The 13,725-nt window shown below is 71.5% G+C and carries 10 protein-coding genes; 4 read left to right on the top strand and 6 right to left on the bottom strand.

All coding sequences use genetic code 11. The features are described 5' to 3' along the window. Positions 1-52 precede the first annotated feature (52 nt). The 4 genes from HUA75_RS31340 to HUA75_RS31355 all read left to right on the top strand — a co-directional run bounded on the left by HUA75_RS31340 (position 53) and on the right by HUA75_RS31355 (position 9,490). The gene (locus HUA75_RS31340; protein ID WP_254627858.1) at positions 53-1,888 is read left to right on the top strand and encodes a sigma 54-interacting transcriptional regulator; all 1,836 of its coding nucleotides are present in this window, start codon (positions 53-55) and stop codon (positions 1,886-1,888) included. After that, on the top strand, positions 1,885-6,714 hold the full coding sequence (locus HUA75_RS31345; RefSeq protein WP_174488472.1) for an SUMF1/EgtB/PvdO family nonheme iron enzyme: 4,830 nt from the start codon (positions 1,885-1,887) through the stop codon (positions 6,712-6,714). The genes HUA75_RS31340 and HUA75_RS31345 overlap by 4 nt, the downstream gene beginning before the upstream one ends. Positions 6,715-6,884: 170 nt before the next feature. Next, positions 6,885-8,378, top strand: coding sequence for an ADYC domain-containing protein (locus tag HUA75_RS31350; RefSeq protein WP_141647693.1), 1,494 nt, complete (start codon positions 6,885-6,887; stop codon positions 8,376-8,378). 32 nt (positions 8,379-8,410) lie between these two features. After that, positions 8,411-9,490, top strand: a complete 1,080-nt coding sequence (locus HUA75_RS31355) for an oxidoreductase (RefSeq protein WP_174488473.1) — start codon at positions 8,411-8,413, stop codon at positions 9,488-9,490. Here the strand turns inward: HUA75_RS31355 and HUA75_RS31360 are convergent. The 6 genes from HUA75_RS31360 to HUA75_RS31385 are packed head-to-tail and all read right to left on the bottom strand — an operon-like array spanning position 9,450 to position 13,678. Beyond that, a complete protein-coding gene (locus HUA75_RS31360; protein ID WP_174488474.1) occupies positions 9,450-10,349 on the bottom strand; it encodes a MerR family transcriptional regulator in 900 nt (299 codons plus the stop codon). The two genes, HUA75_RS31355 and HUA75_RS31360, sit on opposite strands and share 41 nt — an antisense overlap. Positions 10,350-10,361: 12 nt before the next feature. Beyond that, complete coding sequence (locus HUA75_RS31365) at positions 10,362-11,228, bottom strand: cobalamin-dependent protein (RefSeq protein ID WP_141647696.1); 867 nt, start codon at positions 11,226-11,228, stop codon at positions 10,362-10,364. Then, positions 11,225-11,902: a lysophospholipid acyltransferase family protein gene (locus HUA75_RS31370; protein WP_174488475.1), complete on the bottom strand. Its 678-nt coding sequence runs from the start codon at positions 11,900-11,902 to the stop codon at positions 11,225-11,227. The genes HUA75_RS31365 and HUA75_RS31370 overlap by 4 nt, the downstream gene beginning before the upstream one ends. Then, the gene (locus HUA75_RS31375; RefSeq protein ID WP_141647698.1) at positions 11,899-12,255 is read right to left on the bottom strand and encodes a lycopene cyclase domain-containing protein; all 357 of its coding nucleotides are present in this window, start codon (positions 12,253-12,255) and stop codon (positions 11,899-11,901) included. The genes HUA75_RS31370 and HUA75_RS31375 overlap by 4 nt, the downstream gene beginning before the upstream one ends. Further along, a complete protein-coding gene (locus tag HUA75_RS31380) occupies positions 12,252-12,638 on the bottom strand; it encodes a lycopene cyclase domain-containing protein (protein WP_174488476.1) in 387 nt (128 codons plus the stop codon). The genes HUA75_RS31375 and HUA75_RS31380 overlap by 4 nt, the downstream gene beginning before the upstream one ends. Next, on the bottom strand, positions 12,635-13,678 hold the full coding sequence (locus HUA75_RS31385) for a glycosyltransferase (RefSeq protein ID WP_371746235.1): 1,044 nt from the start codon (positions 13,676-13,678) through the stop codon (positions 12,635-12,637). The genes HUA75_RS31380 and HUA75_RS31385 overlap by 4 nt, the downstream gene beginning before the upstream one ends. Between the last annotated feature and the right edge of the window lie 47 nt (positions 13,679-13,725).

Here is a 13,725-nt window from a genome sequence, read left to right on the forward strand (position 1 = left end):
CCTTGTTTCCTGGGTACCCATGGGTTGCTCGACTCGACGCGGGCGTGCCAGCATGGACGACCGCTCGATGTCCGCTCCGCCTCCCAGTGCTCGAGACACCCGCCCCATCGGCACCCCCTCGGAGCCTTCCGGGACGGGCGCGGCGTACCTGCTGGTGTTGGAGGGCGAGTCGTCGTGGCGCTTCCCGCTGCCGGCCGAGGGCGTGGTGCTGGTGGGCCGCGACGACAAGGCGGACCTGAAGCTGAAGGACGAGAGCGTGTCGCGACGTCATGCGCGCATCCTGGTGACGGACGAGGGCGCGCGGGTGGTGGACCTGGGCAGCCAGAATGGGACGTCCATCAACGGCCGCCAGCTCGAGGATGCGCGGCCGCTGTTGTCGGGGGATGTGCTCTCCTTCGGCGCGGTGGTGGCGGTGGTGCGGGCGAAGCGCCGGCCCATGCCCGCGCGCAGGGCGCTCGACGCGGACCGGTTGATGGGGCAGCTGCGCGAGGAGGTGGAACGCGCGCTGCGCTATGGCCGGCCGCTCACGGTGCTGACGCTCGCGCTGGCCGAGCAGGGCGCTTCCGAGCGCGAGGCGGTGGAGGCGGTGCTGGGCTCGGACGCGGGGCCCGCGGAGGCGGCGGGCTGGCTGGACGGTGAGCACCTGCTGTGGCTGTTGCCCGAGGTGTCGGGAGATCCAGGCGAGGAGGGGATGGGGGAGCGCGTGGAGGCGCTCTTGAGTGCGTGCCCTCGCGCGCGGTTGGGCTCCGCCACGTGTCCGTCGGATGGCTGTGACGCGGAGACGCTGGTGGCCGCGGCGCGCACGGCCGCGCGGACAGCGGCGCCGGGGGGCTTCGCCTCGGCGGCGGAGGACATCACCCGGGTGTCGCTGGGCGAGCGCACGGTGCTGGTGGCGGACCCGGCGATGGCGCAGCTCTACGCGCTTTTGCGCAGGCTGGCCGCGAGCGAGCTGCCGGTGCTGGTGTGCGGAGAGACGGGCGCGGGCAAGGAGAACGCCGCGTTCGCGGTGCATCACTGGTCGCGTCGCTCCTCCGGTCCCTTCGTGCCCGTCAACTGCGCGGCCCTCCCGGAAGGCCTGGTGGAGAGCGAGCTGTTCGGCCACGAGCGCGGCGCGTTCACGGGTGCCACCACGTCGCGCGCGGGGTTGCTGGAGAGCGCGCAGGGCGGCACGGTGTTCCTGGATGAAGTGGGCGAGCTGCCCGCGTCCGCGCAGGCCAAGCTGCTGCGCGCGCTGGAGGTGCGTCGCATCACGCGAGTGGGAGATACGCGGGAGCGGCCCATCGACATCCGCGTGGTGGCCGCCACGCATCGGGATTTGGAGGCTGAAGTCGCGGCGGGGCGCTTCCGGCAGGACCTGTACTTCCGGCTGGGTGCGGCAACGGTGCTGCTGCCTCCTTTGCGGGAGCGGCCTCGCGAGGTGCCCATGCTCGCGCGCGACTTCCTGGAGCGGGCCTGCGTGGCGCTGGGGCGTGGGGAGTTGGAGCTGGCGTCGGGCACGTTGCATGCGCTGTCGCGGCACACCTGGCCGGGCAACGTGCGCGAGCTGCGCAACCTGATGGACTACGTGGCGGCGGCGGTGACGGGCGACGTGGTGGAGCCGCACCACCTGCCGGCGCGCATGTCGAGCGGGCGGACGGCGGCGCAGGCGGAGGTGGTGGAGCCTGAACCGGAGCATGCGCTGGCTCCGGCGCATCGGCCCCGGCTGCCGCTGGCGCAGGAGATTCGGGAGCTGGAGCGACGCAGGATGCAGGAGGCGCTGGAGGCGGCGGAGGGCGTGCAGACGCGCGCGGCGGCGCTCATCGGAATGCCCATCCGGACGTTCTCGTTCAAGCTGAAGCAACTGGGACTGCAACCTCGCTCCGCGCGCCGAGGCACCTCGCCGGAATGAGCGCGCCACCCGGGCTGCTGGAGCCCCCCCGCGAGTTCGAGGAGTACCAGGTGCTGCGCCCCCTGGGGCGTGGCGCCATGGGACAGGTCTTTCTCGCGCGGGACACCTTGTTGGACCGGCTGGTGGCGGTGAAGTTCATCGCGACGCCCGCGGGGCGACTGCCGGACGCGGTGGCACGCGCGCGGTTCTTCCAGGAGGCGCGGGCGATTGCCCGGCTCCAGCATCCCAACGTGGTGGCCATCCACCGCGTGGGCGAGGTGCGCGGCCAGCCGTATCTCGTGTCGGAGCTCATCCGAGGCGAGCCGCTGGATACGCTGCGGCGTCCGATGGACGGGCGGCAGGTGCTGGTGCTGGGGATTGGACTCGCGCGCGGGCTCGCGGCGGCGCACCGCTGCGGGGTCCTGCACCGCGACATCAAGCCCGCCAACGCCATCCTCTCCGAAGAAGGCGAGGTGAAGCTGCTCGACTTCGGGCTCGCGGAGTCGTGGACGGGCGAGGACGGTCCTCGCGCGCTGGTGTGGACGGGGGGAACGAGCACAGCGGGTCTTCGAGACGCGCGTGACGCGGGGCGAGAGGCGCCGCTCGACACGGGACGGAGAGAGGCACCGCGCGCGACGCGCGACACGGGACAGCGAGAGGCACCTCGCGAGACGCTCGACACGGGACGGGGAGCTGGCCGGGAGGATGCGCGTGGGGGCACGGAGCCCGATGTGGAAACGCGCCTGGTGTCACATGTTGGCGGGGGCACCACGCCGAAGGCACAGGTGCAAACGCGTCCCATGACGCCACCTGGCGACGCCACCCCGCTCAACGCGCTGGTGCAGCCCTGGCCCATGACGCCCCCTGGCGACGCCTCCTCGCCAACGTCCCGGGTGGAGACGCGTCCCATGGCGCCTCTTGGCGAGAACGCCGCGCCAGGACCGCCAGCTGAGATGCGTCCCATGGCGTCTCCTCGCGAGAACGTCGCGCTTGGACAGCCAGCGGAGACGCGGCCAGTAGCGCCTCTTGGCGAGAACATCACGCCTGGGCAGCCAGCGGAGATGGGTCCAGTAGCGTCTCCCAGCGAGGACGCCGCGCCAGGGCAACCAGCGGAGACGCGTCCAGTGGCGCCTCTTGGAGAGGACTTCGCGCCAGGACAGCCAGCGGAGACGCGTCCAGTAGGGCCTCCCGTCGAGGACATCGCGCCAGGGCAACCAGCGGAAATGCGTCCCATGGCGCCTCCTCGCGAGAACGCCGCGCCAGGACCACCAGCGCAGAGGCGTCCCGTGGCGCCCCCTGGCGAGGACGCCGCGCCAGGGCAACCAGCGAAGACGCGCCCAGTAGGGCCTCCTCGCGAGAACGTCGCGCATGGGCAGCCATCGGAGACGCGCCCGCGGCTCGCCGTTCCGTCAGCGCCGCATTCACAAGATGCTCTCGCGAACGAGCATCCATCAAGCACGTCGCAAGACTCGGCTCCCTCGGCGCACGGAGCACAAAGCGGAGCACCTCGGCCGACGACGGAACCTCGCGAGGTCGCGAGCCCTCGCGACGACTCGTCTCCCGGTGGGCCCTGGGACGGAGTGCCCCCCGCGCACCGAGGACCCTCGCCCCTCCCGCTCACCGTACCCGGCACGCCGCTCTATCTCGCACCCGAACTCTGGCGCGGTGAGCAGGCCAGCCGGGCCAGCGACATCTACGCGATGGGTGTGCTCCTCCACGAGCTGTGCACTGGCACCGCGCCCCACGAAGACGTGCCTCTGTCCGACCTCGGGCGCGCAGTGCTGGAGCAGCGCCCTCGCCTGCTCGTGGAGCAGGACCTCGACCTTCCTCCCGGACTGGCCGCCGTGGTGGACCGCTGCCTCGCCCTGGCCCCCGAGCAACGCTTCGAATCCGGAGACGCGCTGCGCGAGGCCCTGGAAGCCCTGGCCCACTCCGCTCACACCTCTCCCCTGCCCTCCGGCAATCCCTACCGGGGACTTCGCACCTTCGAGGCCGAGCACCGGGGCGTCTTCTTCGGCCGCAAGGCGGAGCTGGGTGAGGTCATGGACCGGCTGCGCGGCGAGCGCTTCGTCCTGCTCGCGGGAGACTCGGGCGTCGGCAAGTCATCGCTGTGTCGCGCCGGAGTGCTGCCCGCCATCGCCAGCGCCGGACGCGGCGACGACAACCCCGCGTGGACCATCGTCTCGTGGACTCCCGGAAGGCACCCGCTGGAGGCGCTGGCCGAAGCCCTGGCGCCCGTGCTCGCGGAAGGCCCCGATGCGCTCCTCGCACAGGTGGCCACCGAGGAACCCGGAGCCCTCGCCCGAGCCCTGCGCCGTCGTCCCTCGGGCGCCCCACCGGTGCTCCTCTTCATCGACCAACTCGAGGAACTCGTCACCTTCTCCGAGCCCACCCAGGCCACGCGGCTCGCCGAGGAGCTGGCCCTCGCACTGCACCGGGTTCCGCGCATCCGCGTGCTGGCCACCGCGCGCAGTGACTGCCTCACCCGTCTGGTCGCCTTGCCGGGCCTGGGAGACGAGCTTCCCCGCGCGCTGTACCTCGTCCGCGCCCTGTCCGAGCGAGGACTGCGCGAGGCCGTGGAAGGTCCCGCCCGCGCACTCGGCGTTCGCTTCGAGTCCCCCGCGTTGGTCGACACACTCGTGACTTCAGCCGCGCGAGCCGACGGCGGACTTCCGCTGTTGCAGTTCGCGCTGGAAGCACTGTGGGAGGCACGCGACGTCGCGCGAGGCACCATTCCCGCCGAGGCGCTGGCGTCACTCGGCGGCGTGGAGGGCGCGCTGGCCCGTCATGCGGACGCGGTGGTGGAGAAGCTCCGACCGGAACAGCGTCCCCGCGCACGGGAGCTGCTGCTGGAGCTGGTCACTCCCGAGGGAACGCGACTGCGCCGCACTCGCGAGGAGTTGCTGCGAGGGCCCGACGATGACAACGGCCGCGCGGTGCTGGATGGCCTCGTGCGCGGTCGCCTGCTTACGGCGGGCGAGGCCGAGAGCGGCGAGGGTGTCTACACGCTCGCGCACGAGAGCCTGCTCACGGGCTGGGACACGCTGCGCGGCTGGCTGGGTCAGGATGAGCAGCGCCGCGCCATACGGCACCGCCTCGCTCGCGCCGCCACCGAATGGGCACGACTGGGCCAACCTTCCGAGCTGCTCTACGCGGAGCGACAGCTCACCGAGGCGCGCGCCGCCGGAGTGCTTCCCGAGGGAGCAGGCCAGGAGGACTTCCTCGCCCGCTCGCACCAGACGGCCCGCCGTCGCCGGGCCGCACGCTGGACGGTGGCCATCGCGGCGCCAATCGCGCTGCTGGCGGTGGTGGCGGTGACTCGCGTGCAGTCGCGCGCGCAGTTGGAAGCCCGCATCGCGCAGCACCTCGACGAAGCACGAAGGCACCACGACGATGCCCGCGAGAAGGACGCGACGGCGCGGCGACTGCGCCAGGAATCCCTCGCCCTCTTCGACACGCCGGGCCCCGAGCGCCGCGAAGCCGCCGAGACGCTGTGGGCGCGCGTCCGAGACGAGGAGCAGGCGGTCGAAACCCTCTCGCTGCGAGCCCAGGCCGCGCTGGAGACGGCCTGGGGCCTGGACCCGGGAAGCCCTCGGGTGAACGAGCCCCTCGCGGACCTGCTCGCGGAGCGCGCGGAGCGTGCCGACCGACAGCGACAGCCCGAGCTGCGCACTCAACTGCTCACGCGCCTCGCCGCCTACGACACATCGGGCCTGCGACAGCGGAAGCTGGTGGCACCCGCGCGCGTCTCCATCATCACCTCGCCTCCGGGTGCACGGGTGCGGCTGCTGAAGGCCACCCCCGACATCTCTCCAACGAGCGACACGGCGCGGCCCTCGGACTCACCTGCGCCACCGGCATCCTCCGGACAAGACCTGGGCCAGACGCCGCTGCGTGAGCTGGAGCTTCCCGCGGGCTCTCATCTGATTCTGGTGGAGGCACCGGGTCGCTTCCCCGTGCGAGCCCCCATCCTGGTGCGACCGGGCGAGACCCTCGCCCTGGACCTCGCGCTGCCCGAAGCCTCCGCCGTCCCCGAGGGCTTCGTGTACGTGCCCCCCGGCCGCTTCCTCCAAGGCGCATCCGAGAGCGAATTCCTGCGCCGGGCCTTCTTCTTCTCGCCCCCGCTGCACGAGCTGGAGACCGGCGCCTATCTCATCGCCCGGCACGAGGTGACGTTCGGCCAGTACATCACCTTCCTGGAGACCCTCTCGCCCGAGGAGCGCACCGCGCGCATGCCGGGCTCGCGGCGGCGCCTCACGGTGGTGGACCTGGCCCAGGAGCCGGACGGACGGTGGCGCCTCAACCTGCGGCCGGCCTCCGCCAGCTACAGCGTGCTCGACGGAGAGCGCCTGCGCTACGGCAAGCGAGACCGACGTCTCGAACAGGACTGGCTGCGCTTCCCCGTGTCGGCCATCTCCTTCGTGGACGCGGAGGCCTACGTGGCCTGGCTGGACCGCACCGGCCAGGTCCCCGGAGCGCGCATCTGCACGGAGCACGAGTGGGAACGCGCCGCCCGGGGCGCCGACGGACGACGCTACCCGGGGGGCGACTGGCTGTCCCCGGACGACGCCAACCACGACGTGACGTACGGCCGAGAGCCCGGAGGCTTCGGACCCGACGAGGTCGGCAGCCACCCGCGCTCGCGCAGCCCCTTCGGCGTGGACGACCTCGCGGGCAATGTCTGGGAGTGGACCCGCTCCAGCGTGGACCCCACCAAGCCCTCCGCGCAGGGCGGCAGTTGGTACCAGAGCGACCTCACCGCGCACTCCGCCAACCGGGACCGCGTGGAGCCCACGCAGCGCGAGGCCCTCATCGGCCTGCGCGTCTGCGCCACGCCGCGCCCCTGAAACGGCAACCCTCGCCGGACCCCGGCAAGTCTTGCCGGCCAGAACCGCCACTTCACCCCACTCCCCGAGGCCCCGCCCACCCTCCCCCCGAGGTGTGCGCGGACGTGTCCGTGGCATACGACATGCTCTAGGGACCTGGGTCTGCCTTGAACGAAACCGAGGTCCCTCACATGAGCGCCATCTCGCGACTGTTGTTACCCAGTTTCTGTCTCTGTCTCCTCGCCGCATGCGGGCCGCTGGCCCCCGAGGACGCGACGCCTCCCCTGGAGTCCCAGGCCTTCTCCGCTGGAAACGACGACTCCCACTCCCAGGGCACGCAGCTCCACGGTTCGCACATCCCGTCCGCCGCCTACACGGGAGCGTCCGTGCTGCACGACGGCGTCCGCCGCGCGGCGACGCTGCGCATCTACAAGGGTGAGCTGGTCGCCCGAATCAACCTGTCGGTGACGGGCCCCACGCCCAGCCTCACCCCGTGCCTCCTGCGTGGAACGGGGCCCGAGCGAACCTGTGGCTTCTCCGTGGAGGGCCAGGGCACCTGCTCGCCGAACACGCTGGTCACCCTCTCCAGCGGCGAATGCTCGGGAGCACCGGGGAGCTGCACGGGCCGCCCCATCCTGCGCGTCTGCTCGGGGGAGAGCCCCTGCGAGTTCGAGCGCACGGGTTACCTGGGCTCGGGCGTGGGGACGGCGGGGCCCGACCTTCAGTGCAGCACGTCCAGCTGTCCCGCCGTGAAGTTCACCTGCCCCAAGAGCGGCATCTTCACCGTGTTGACGGGCCCCTATACGACGACGCAGAGCGCGAGCGTGACGCTGCGCTCCACCGCCGGCCGCTTCCCGGTGACGGTGAAGGACCTGCGGGGTGAGCAGCTCATCGGCGCGCGGATGCTGAGCTCGTCGCCGTCCGGCTACGGCACCGTCCTGGAAGTCAAGGACGCGACCAACGCGGCCAACGTCACCATCCCCGAGTCCCCCGGCATCTGGGACGCCACCGGCGACACCTTCCTCTATCGCCTGCAGATAAGGCCCACCAGCGGGTCGCCCATCGACCTGTGCCAGACGGGCGCGGACCCCGCCGTGGGCTGGGCGTGGACGCTTCCCCTGGAGGGCCTCTTCTCGAAGGCGGGTGAGCGCGAGGAGAGCACCCACGCCTTCACGCTCGCGTGCGACCCGGGCGTGCTCGCCAAGTGCTACCGCTGGGGCTACAAGCCGTGGCTGGATGGCGCGAACCCCGGCGCGGTGACGAGGACCCACTGGGCCTGCACCCGGATGGCCCGCGCCGACTACTGCGGGAGCGGCACGTCCTTCACCCAGGACGGCACCCTCATCCAGCCGTGGGACGCGCTGACGCCGAACATCATCGCCCCGCCCACGGAGGGCTCGGGCCCGTCGGGCATGCAGTTCGAGGCGGGTTGGGACACGGGCGGCCCGGCGTGTCTGAGCCACTGGCGATGGAAGCACCTGCAAGCCGGCTGCGTGACGCTCCAGCCGCCCATCGAGGACTCGAACGGCCACGTCATCAACGACTGCAGGGACCCGCACAACGTCGCGGGCGCGTACAAGTGCTCGCCCATCTGCGACAACGCCGAGGAGGCGAAGCAGCTCTTCAAGAGCCTCGTCTTCAACAAATCCCTGGCCAACGAGCAGCTCGCCAATCCCCAGCCCTGAGCTAGCCTCCCGGGCCGCGAGGAGGACGCGGCATGATGACGGGAGCCATCTGGCTGACAGCGCTGCTGTCACTGGGGAGCGCGGAGATGAAGTGGGTGACCCAGGACAGCCACACCACCGTGCGCCTGCGAGGCGTCAGCGCCGTCGACGGACGCGTGGCCTGGGCCAGCGGAGACAAGGGGACCTTCGTCCGGACGACGGACGGAGGTCAGACGTGGAAGGCGGGCACCGTGCCCGGCGCGGAGGCGCTCGACTTCCGGGACGTGGATGCCTTCAGCGACACCACCGCGTACCTGCTCTCCATCGGCGAGGGTGACAAGTCCCGCATCTACAAGACGGTGGACGGCGGCGAGCACTGGACGCTCCAGTTCACCAACCCGACGCCGGGCGCGTTCTTCGACGGCATGGCGTTCTGGGACGAGAAGCATGGCCTCGCTTTCAGCGACCCGGTGGAGGGCCGCTTCCTCGTGGTCGCGACCTCGGACGGCGGAGCCACCTGGACGCCCCTGCCCGCCCAGGCGTTTCCTCCGGCGCTCCCCGGCGAGGCGGGCTTCGCGGCCAGCGGCACCAGCATCGCCGTGCGAGCACCGAAGCAGGCGTGGTTCGGCCTGGGGGGCGCGGCGGCGCGCGTGCTCCGCACGTCGGACGGAGGCAAGTCGTGGAGTGTCGCGACCACGCCCCTGGCCACGGGAGAGGGCGGCGGCGTGTTCTCGCTCGTCTTCTGGAGCGAGCGCGACGGCATCGCCGTGGGCGGCAACCACAAGCTCCCCACGGACGCCAAGGGCAACCTGGCCCTCACGCGAGACGGCGGCAAGACGTGGAGCGTGCCCGGGGGAGCAAGGCCCGCGGGCTACCGCTCCTGCGTCGCGCAGGTCCACGGCGCGCCAGGGCCCACGCTCGTCACCGTCGGGCCCTCTGGCTCGGAGATGTCCGCGGATGGCGCGCGGAGCTGGCAGTCGCTGGGGTCCACGGGCTTCCATGCCGTGTCCGCGTCGCTCACCGGCAAGCGCGTGTGGGCCGTCGGAGACGCGGGAATCATCGCGATGCTCCAGCGCGTGCGGGCGCCGCTGCCTACTCCTTCAGCACCTTCACCCAGTCGTCCTCGTCGCTGAACAGGCGCGCGCCCAGTCGGACGACGGTGTCCGAGTGGGCCACCGCCGCCGCGCCGCCCACCCAGACGGGCACGCCGTCCGGCAGCGCCCGGATGAGCTGGGTGAGCGTGTCGCGGAACACCTCCACACCGTGATTGGTGATGGCGGACAGCCCCACCAGCTCCGGCTTCAGCGACGCCACCGCCCGCCCCAAATCCAGCGCGGGCACCCGCTGTCCCAGCAGCGTCACCCGGAAGCCCGCGTGGCGCAGGCGCAGCGCCACGCCCAAGAGCCCCAGCTCGTGCTCCTCGTCCGGGAAGCACGCCAGCACGGCGTGGCGCCGCCCGCTGTCCGGCGCTCCGTGCAGCAGACTCACCAGCCGGGCGCGCACCACCTGCGTCACCAGGTGCTCCTGCGCCACGGACAGCTCGCCCGTGTGCCAGCGCTCGCCCACCTCGCGCTGGAGCGGCGCCAGCACGCCCTCGAACGCCTTGAGCGGGGGCAGCGCGGACAGCACCTCGTCCACCACCGCCGACACGCCGCCCTGGTCATACGCCTCCGCGGCGAGCAGCGCGGCGTCACGCCAGAACTCCAGGCCCGTGCTGGAGCCCTGGACGTCTTCGGTGGCGGTGGGCGCGGCGTCCAGCTCCTCGAGCAGTTGAGGCAGCAGCTTCGCCGCCTCGCTGATGGCCACGCCCTCGTCCGTCAGCTTCTTCAGCCGCTTGAGCAGCGCGACGTCCCGCTCGGTGTAGACGCGGTAGCCCGCGGGCGTGCGCAAGGGCTGGAGCACGCCATACCGCCGCTCCCAGGCCCGGATGAGCTCCACCCGAACCCCTGACAGCTCCGCGGCGACGTGGATTCGGTAGGTGCGCTCGGCCATGGGCGATACGGGTCAGGGGCGACTTTGCGCGGTTCGCACCTGGCTCCAGAGGGCAATCAGCTCCTGCGAGGACTCCGCGTACTGCGCACCCAGCGTGAAGGTGGTTTTCAGGTGCTCGCGCGCGCCGGGCCCTCCTACCACGACCGGAGAGGGGGCGCAGGCTCGCAGCGCATCCGACAACAGCGTTGCGAATTCGTCCGTTTCGCGCCGCTGCACGAAAGACAGCGCCACCATGTCCGGGTGGAGCTGCTCGCACGCGGCACGCAGCGCGTCAGCCGGGGTATCCGCCCCCAGCATCGTCACCCGCCACCCCTTGCGCTTGAGCTGCACCCCCAGGCCCAGCAGGCCCCCTTCATGGAAGTCCCCCGCCAGGCACGCCAGCAGCGCGCGGGGCCCGTTCGCCGTGCTCTCCAGGCTCGACAGCACCTGCCGCAGCCGCTGGCGGACGTACCCGGACGCCAGGTGCTCGCGGGCGACATCCAGCCGCGCGCTCATCTCCCGCAGGAGCGGCATCAGGAAGCCGTCGCAGTAGGTGTCCACGTCCATGGCCTCCTGCGCCTCGTCCAGCACGCGCGAGACCTCGTCTCCGTCCAGCAGCATGACGGCGGCCCAGAAGCGCTCCTGGTGCCGCTCCGCACGGGGCATCGTCTTCACGGGGGAGGCGACCACCTGGGCAATGGCCTCGCTCACCGCCAGACCGTCCAGTTCGATGAGGCGCGCCACGCGGCGGATGGCCTCCACTTCCTCGCGCGAGTAGACGCGGTAGTTGTTGCCCTCCGAGCGCATCGGACGCGGGAAGCCGTAGCGCCGCTCCCATGCGCGCAGCGTTGCCTCTCGGATGCCCGTCAGCCGGGCGATGGTGCGGATGCGCAACATCATGGCCCCACTCCCCGGGCCGCATCCCACTTCTCCGCCACGCCCCGCGCGCCCGACACCTTGCGCGTGAAGCCCTCCAGCGTCGTCACCGCCGCCAGCTTTCGCACCACTGACTCCAGGCCCTGCTGGAAGACGGCCAGCGAGCCGGGCGGATGCGGCGTGCCCACCTCCAGCAGCACGTCCGGGCGCTCGTGTTCGAAGAAGGCGTAGCGCACGCCAATGGGCACGCACTCCACCTTGGCCACGCGTGCCAGCAGCTCCACGCCGCGCTCCAGCCGCAGCGGCAGCTCGCCGAAGGGACGGTGCTCGCCCTCGGGAAAGACATACAGCGCCGCGCGCGGACGCTTCAGGAGGTCCTTCGCGTAGCGCAGCGACTCCACCGACGACACCGCGTCCTTGCGGCGGATGCTGAACGCGCCGATGCGCGCCAGGAAGCGGTAGCGGCGCAGGTTCTCTTCGTCCATCAGGCAGTAGGCGTCCCACCCCGCCACCCGGGAGAGCTGGTGCAGCATGAAGCCGTCCCACCAGTTGGCGTGGTTCAGGTACACCAGCCTCCCCGGGCCGGCGGCGGGCAGCTCACCGCGCACCCACATGCCCCGGAACGCCGAGCGGAACTTCCACCCGATGTACGCGTCCAGCGCCCACCCGAAGGGGCCTCCCTTGGCGGCGGGAATCACGACGCCCCGGCCTCCTTCTTCGTCAAGAGCTCCACCAGCCCCGTGAAGAGGGCCAGGCCCAGCGACACGAGCACGCTGGTCAGCAGGAAGAACAGCACTTCCTCCAGGGGAACGAGCCCCACGTAGATGCCCAGGTGCAGGCCCTCGCCGAAGTTCCAGATGCCCGTGGAGATGGCCAGGTGGTCCGCCACCGCCAGATAGATGCCGATGATGAACGCGGGCGGCAGCACCGCGCGCAGCACCGCGCCGGAGCGTTCCTTGTAGTGGCGCACCAGCACCACCGTCTGGAACACGATGAGCGGCAGCGTCCAGCCAACCAGATGGATGAGGTAGGCCCAGCGCGAATCCATCATGAGGACACCTCGCTCGGGGACAGGGCTCGCTCGGAGGAGACAGTGGACTCCGATGCCGACGCTGGTGTCGTCGCGGGCCGAGCCAACGCGCGGGCGAGCCGGGCCCGAGCCCACAGTCCCACCAGCAGCGTCTGGAGGCCGAAGAACAGGTACTCCTCCAGCGGCAGGTAGCCCAGCTTGATGCCCCAGATGCGGGTCTCATCGAAGCCCCACAGGCCCCACTTCACCGCCAGGTTGTCCCAGGGTGACGTCGCCGCGTAGACGACCACGAGCAGCAGGCCCATGGGCGCCAGGCTTCGGGCCGTGAAGGTGCGGCGGTAGCGCCACAGCAGGAAGAAGATGGGCAGTACGACGAACAGCCCGAGGAAACGCGCGTAGGTCATCCAGGTCCTCCTGTCAGCTCCGGCGACACCCGGACCATGCGGCCCCCCGGCAGCAGCGCGTACGTGCGCCCCCGCCAGGTCACCATCCCCTGGCGACCCAGGGAGATGACGAAGGCCGTCAGCAACAACATCTCACCCAGGAGCCAGTCCGTCAGCGCGTGTCCCAGGCTCGCGTCGCGAACATTTGCCGCGCGAGGCGCACCGAGCACCGCGAGTCGGAGCGCCAGCAGCGAGCGCACACCCACGAGCGACACGACCGCGAGCGACAGCACGGGCGAGCCCAGAAGCGCCGCCAGCAGCACCAGGGGCACGGTGGGAGTGAACAGCAGCGGCACCGTGGGGTACAGCGCGGGGCGGTGACTGGCCAGCACGCGCATCCAGCGGGTGAAGCGGGACAGTGGGACTTCCCAAGCGCCGATATCGCCCAGGGGAACCACCGCGGGCGCGTCGCTCAGCGCGACGTCCAGGCCGCGTGCGTGAAGGCGCTTCGACAGCTCCAGGTCCTCGCCGATGTGGTCGGACAGGGACTTGAGCGATTCCATGGCTTCGGGGGACAGGCCCAGGGCCTTGCCACACACGGCCTTCGCGCCCGCGCTCATCGCGTGCAGCGCGAGGAAGCTGTGATGCGTGTAGCGCAGCAGCCCAGCCATGGCGCGGCCGGCGCCGTCACGCACGTCCACGAGTGTGGGGGCGGCGGTGCTCAGCGCGGCACCTCGGACCAGAGGAGCCACGAGTCCCTCCACCAGCGCGCCGGTCACCGCGACATCGGCGTCGACGGAGAGGACCACGCGGCCCTCGGTGGGGAGCGTCTCCAGGGCATAGAGCAGGTGGCCCACCTTGCGGTTGGGGGTGAGCGGGTCGCTCGGCAGCCAGCGAACGCCGGGCGCGAGCCGAGGCCGATAAGGGGACACGACCACCTGCTCCAGAGCGCCTGCGTACTCGATGGGCAGCGCCAGGTTCTCCAGCTCTCGAGGCGTAGGCGCATCGACCGGGCGCAAGAGCAGCACCGAAGGAGGAGTGCGCGGGGACTCGACAGGCACGTCCTGGCTCCGAAGTGCGAGCGCCTCTTCAGGACGAAGGAGACTCT

This window comes from Myxococcus sp. CA040A (assembly GCF_013336725.1).
Taxonomy (GTDB): domain Bacteria; phylum Myxococcota; class Myxococcia; order Myxococcales; family Myxococcaceae; genus Myxococcus; species Myxococcus llanfairpwllgwyngyllgogerychwyrndrobwllllantysiliogogogochensis.

Bases quoted from the DNA above. Each gene is read 5' to 3' on its own strand.
- HUA75_RS31340 (WP_254627858.1), top strand. From the start codon at position 53: ATGGACGACCGCTCGATGTCCGCTCCGCCTCCCAGTGCTCGAGACACC.
- HUA75_RS31345 (WP_174488472.1), top strand. From the start codon at position 1,885: ATGAGCGCGCCACCCGGGCTGCTGGAGCCCCCCCGCGAGTTCGAGGAG.
- HUA75_RS31350 (WP_141647693.1), top strand. From the start codon at position 6,885: ATGAGCGCCATCTCGCGACTGTTGTTACCCAGTTTCTGTCTCTGTCTC.
- HUA75_RS31355 (WP_174488473.1), top strand. From the start codon at position 8,411: ATGATGACGGGAGCCATCTGGCTGACAGCGCTGCTGTCACTGGGGAGC.
- HUA75_RS31360 (WP_174488474.1), bottom strand. From the start codon at position 10,349: ATGGCCGAGCGCACCTACCGAATCCACGTCGCCGCGGAGCTGTCAGGG.
- HUA75_RS31365 (WP_141647696.1), bottom strand. From the start codon at position 11,228: ATGATGTTGCGCATCCGCACCATCGCCCGGCTGACGGGCATCCGAGAG.
- HUA75_RS31375 (WP_141647698.1), bottom strand. From the start codon at position 12,255: ATGATGGATTCGCGCTGGGCCTACCTCATCCATCTGGTTGGCTGGACG.
- HUA75_RS31380 (WP_174488476.1), bottom strand. From the start codon at position 12,638: ATGACCTACGCGCGTTTCCTCGGGCTGTTCGTCGTACTGCCCATCTTC.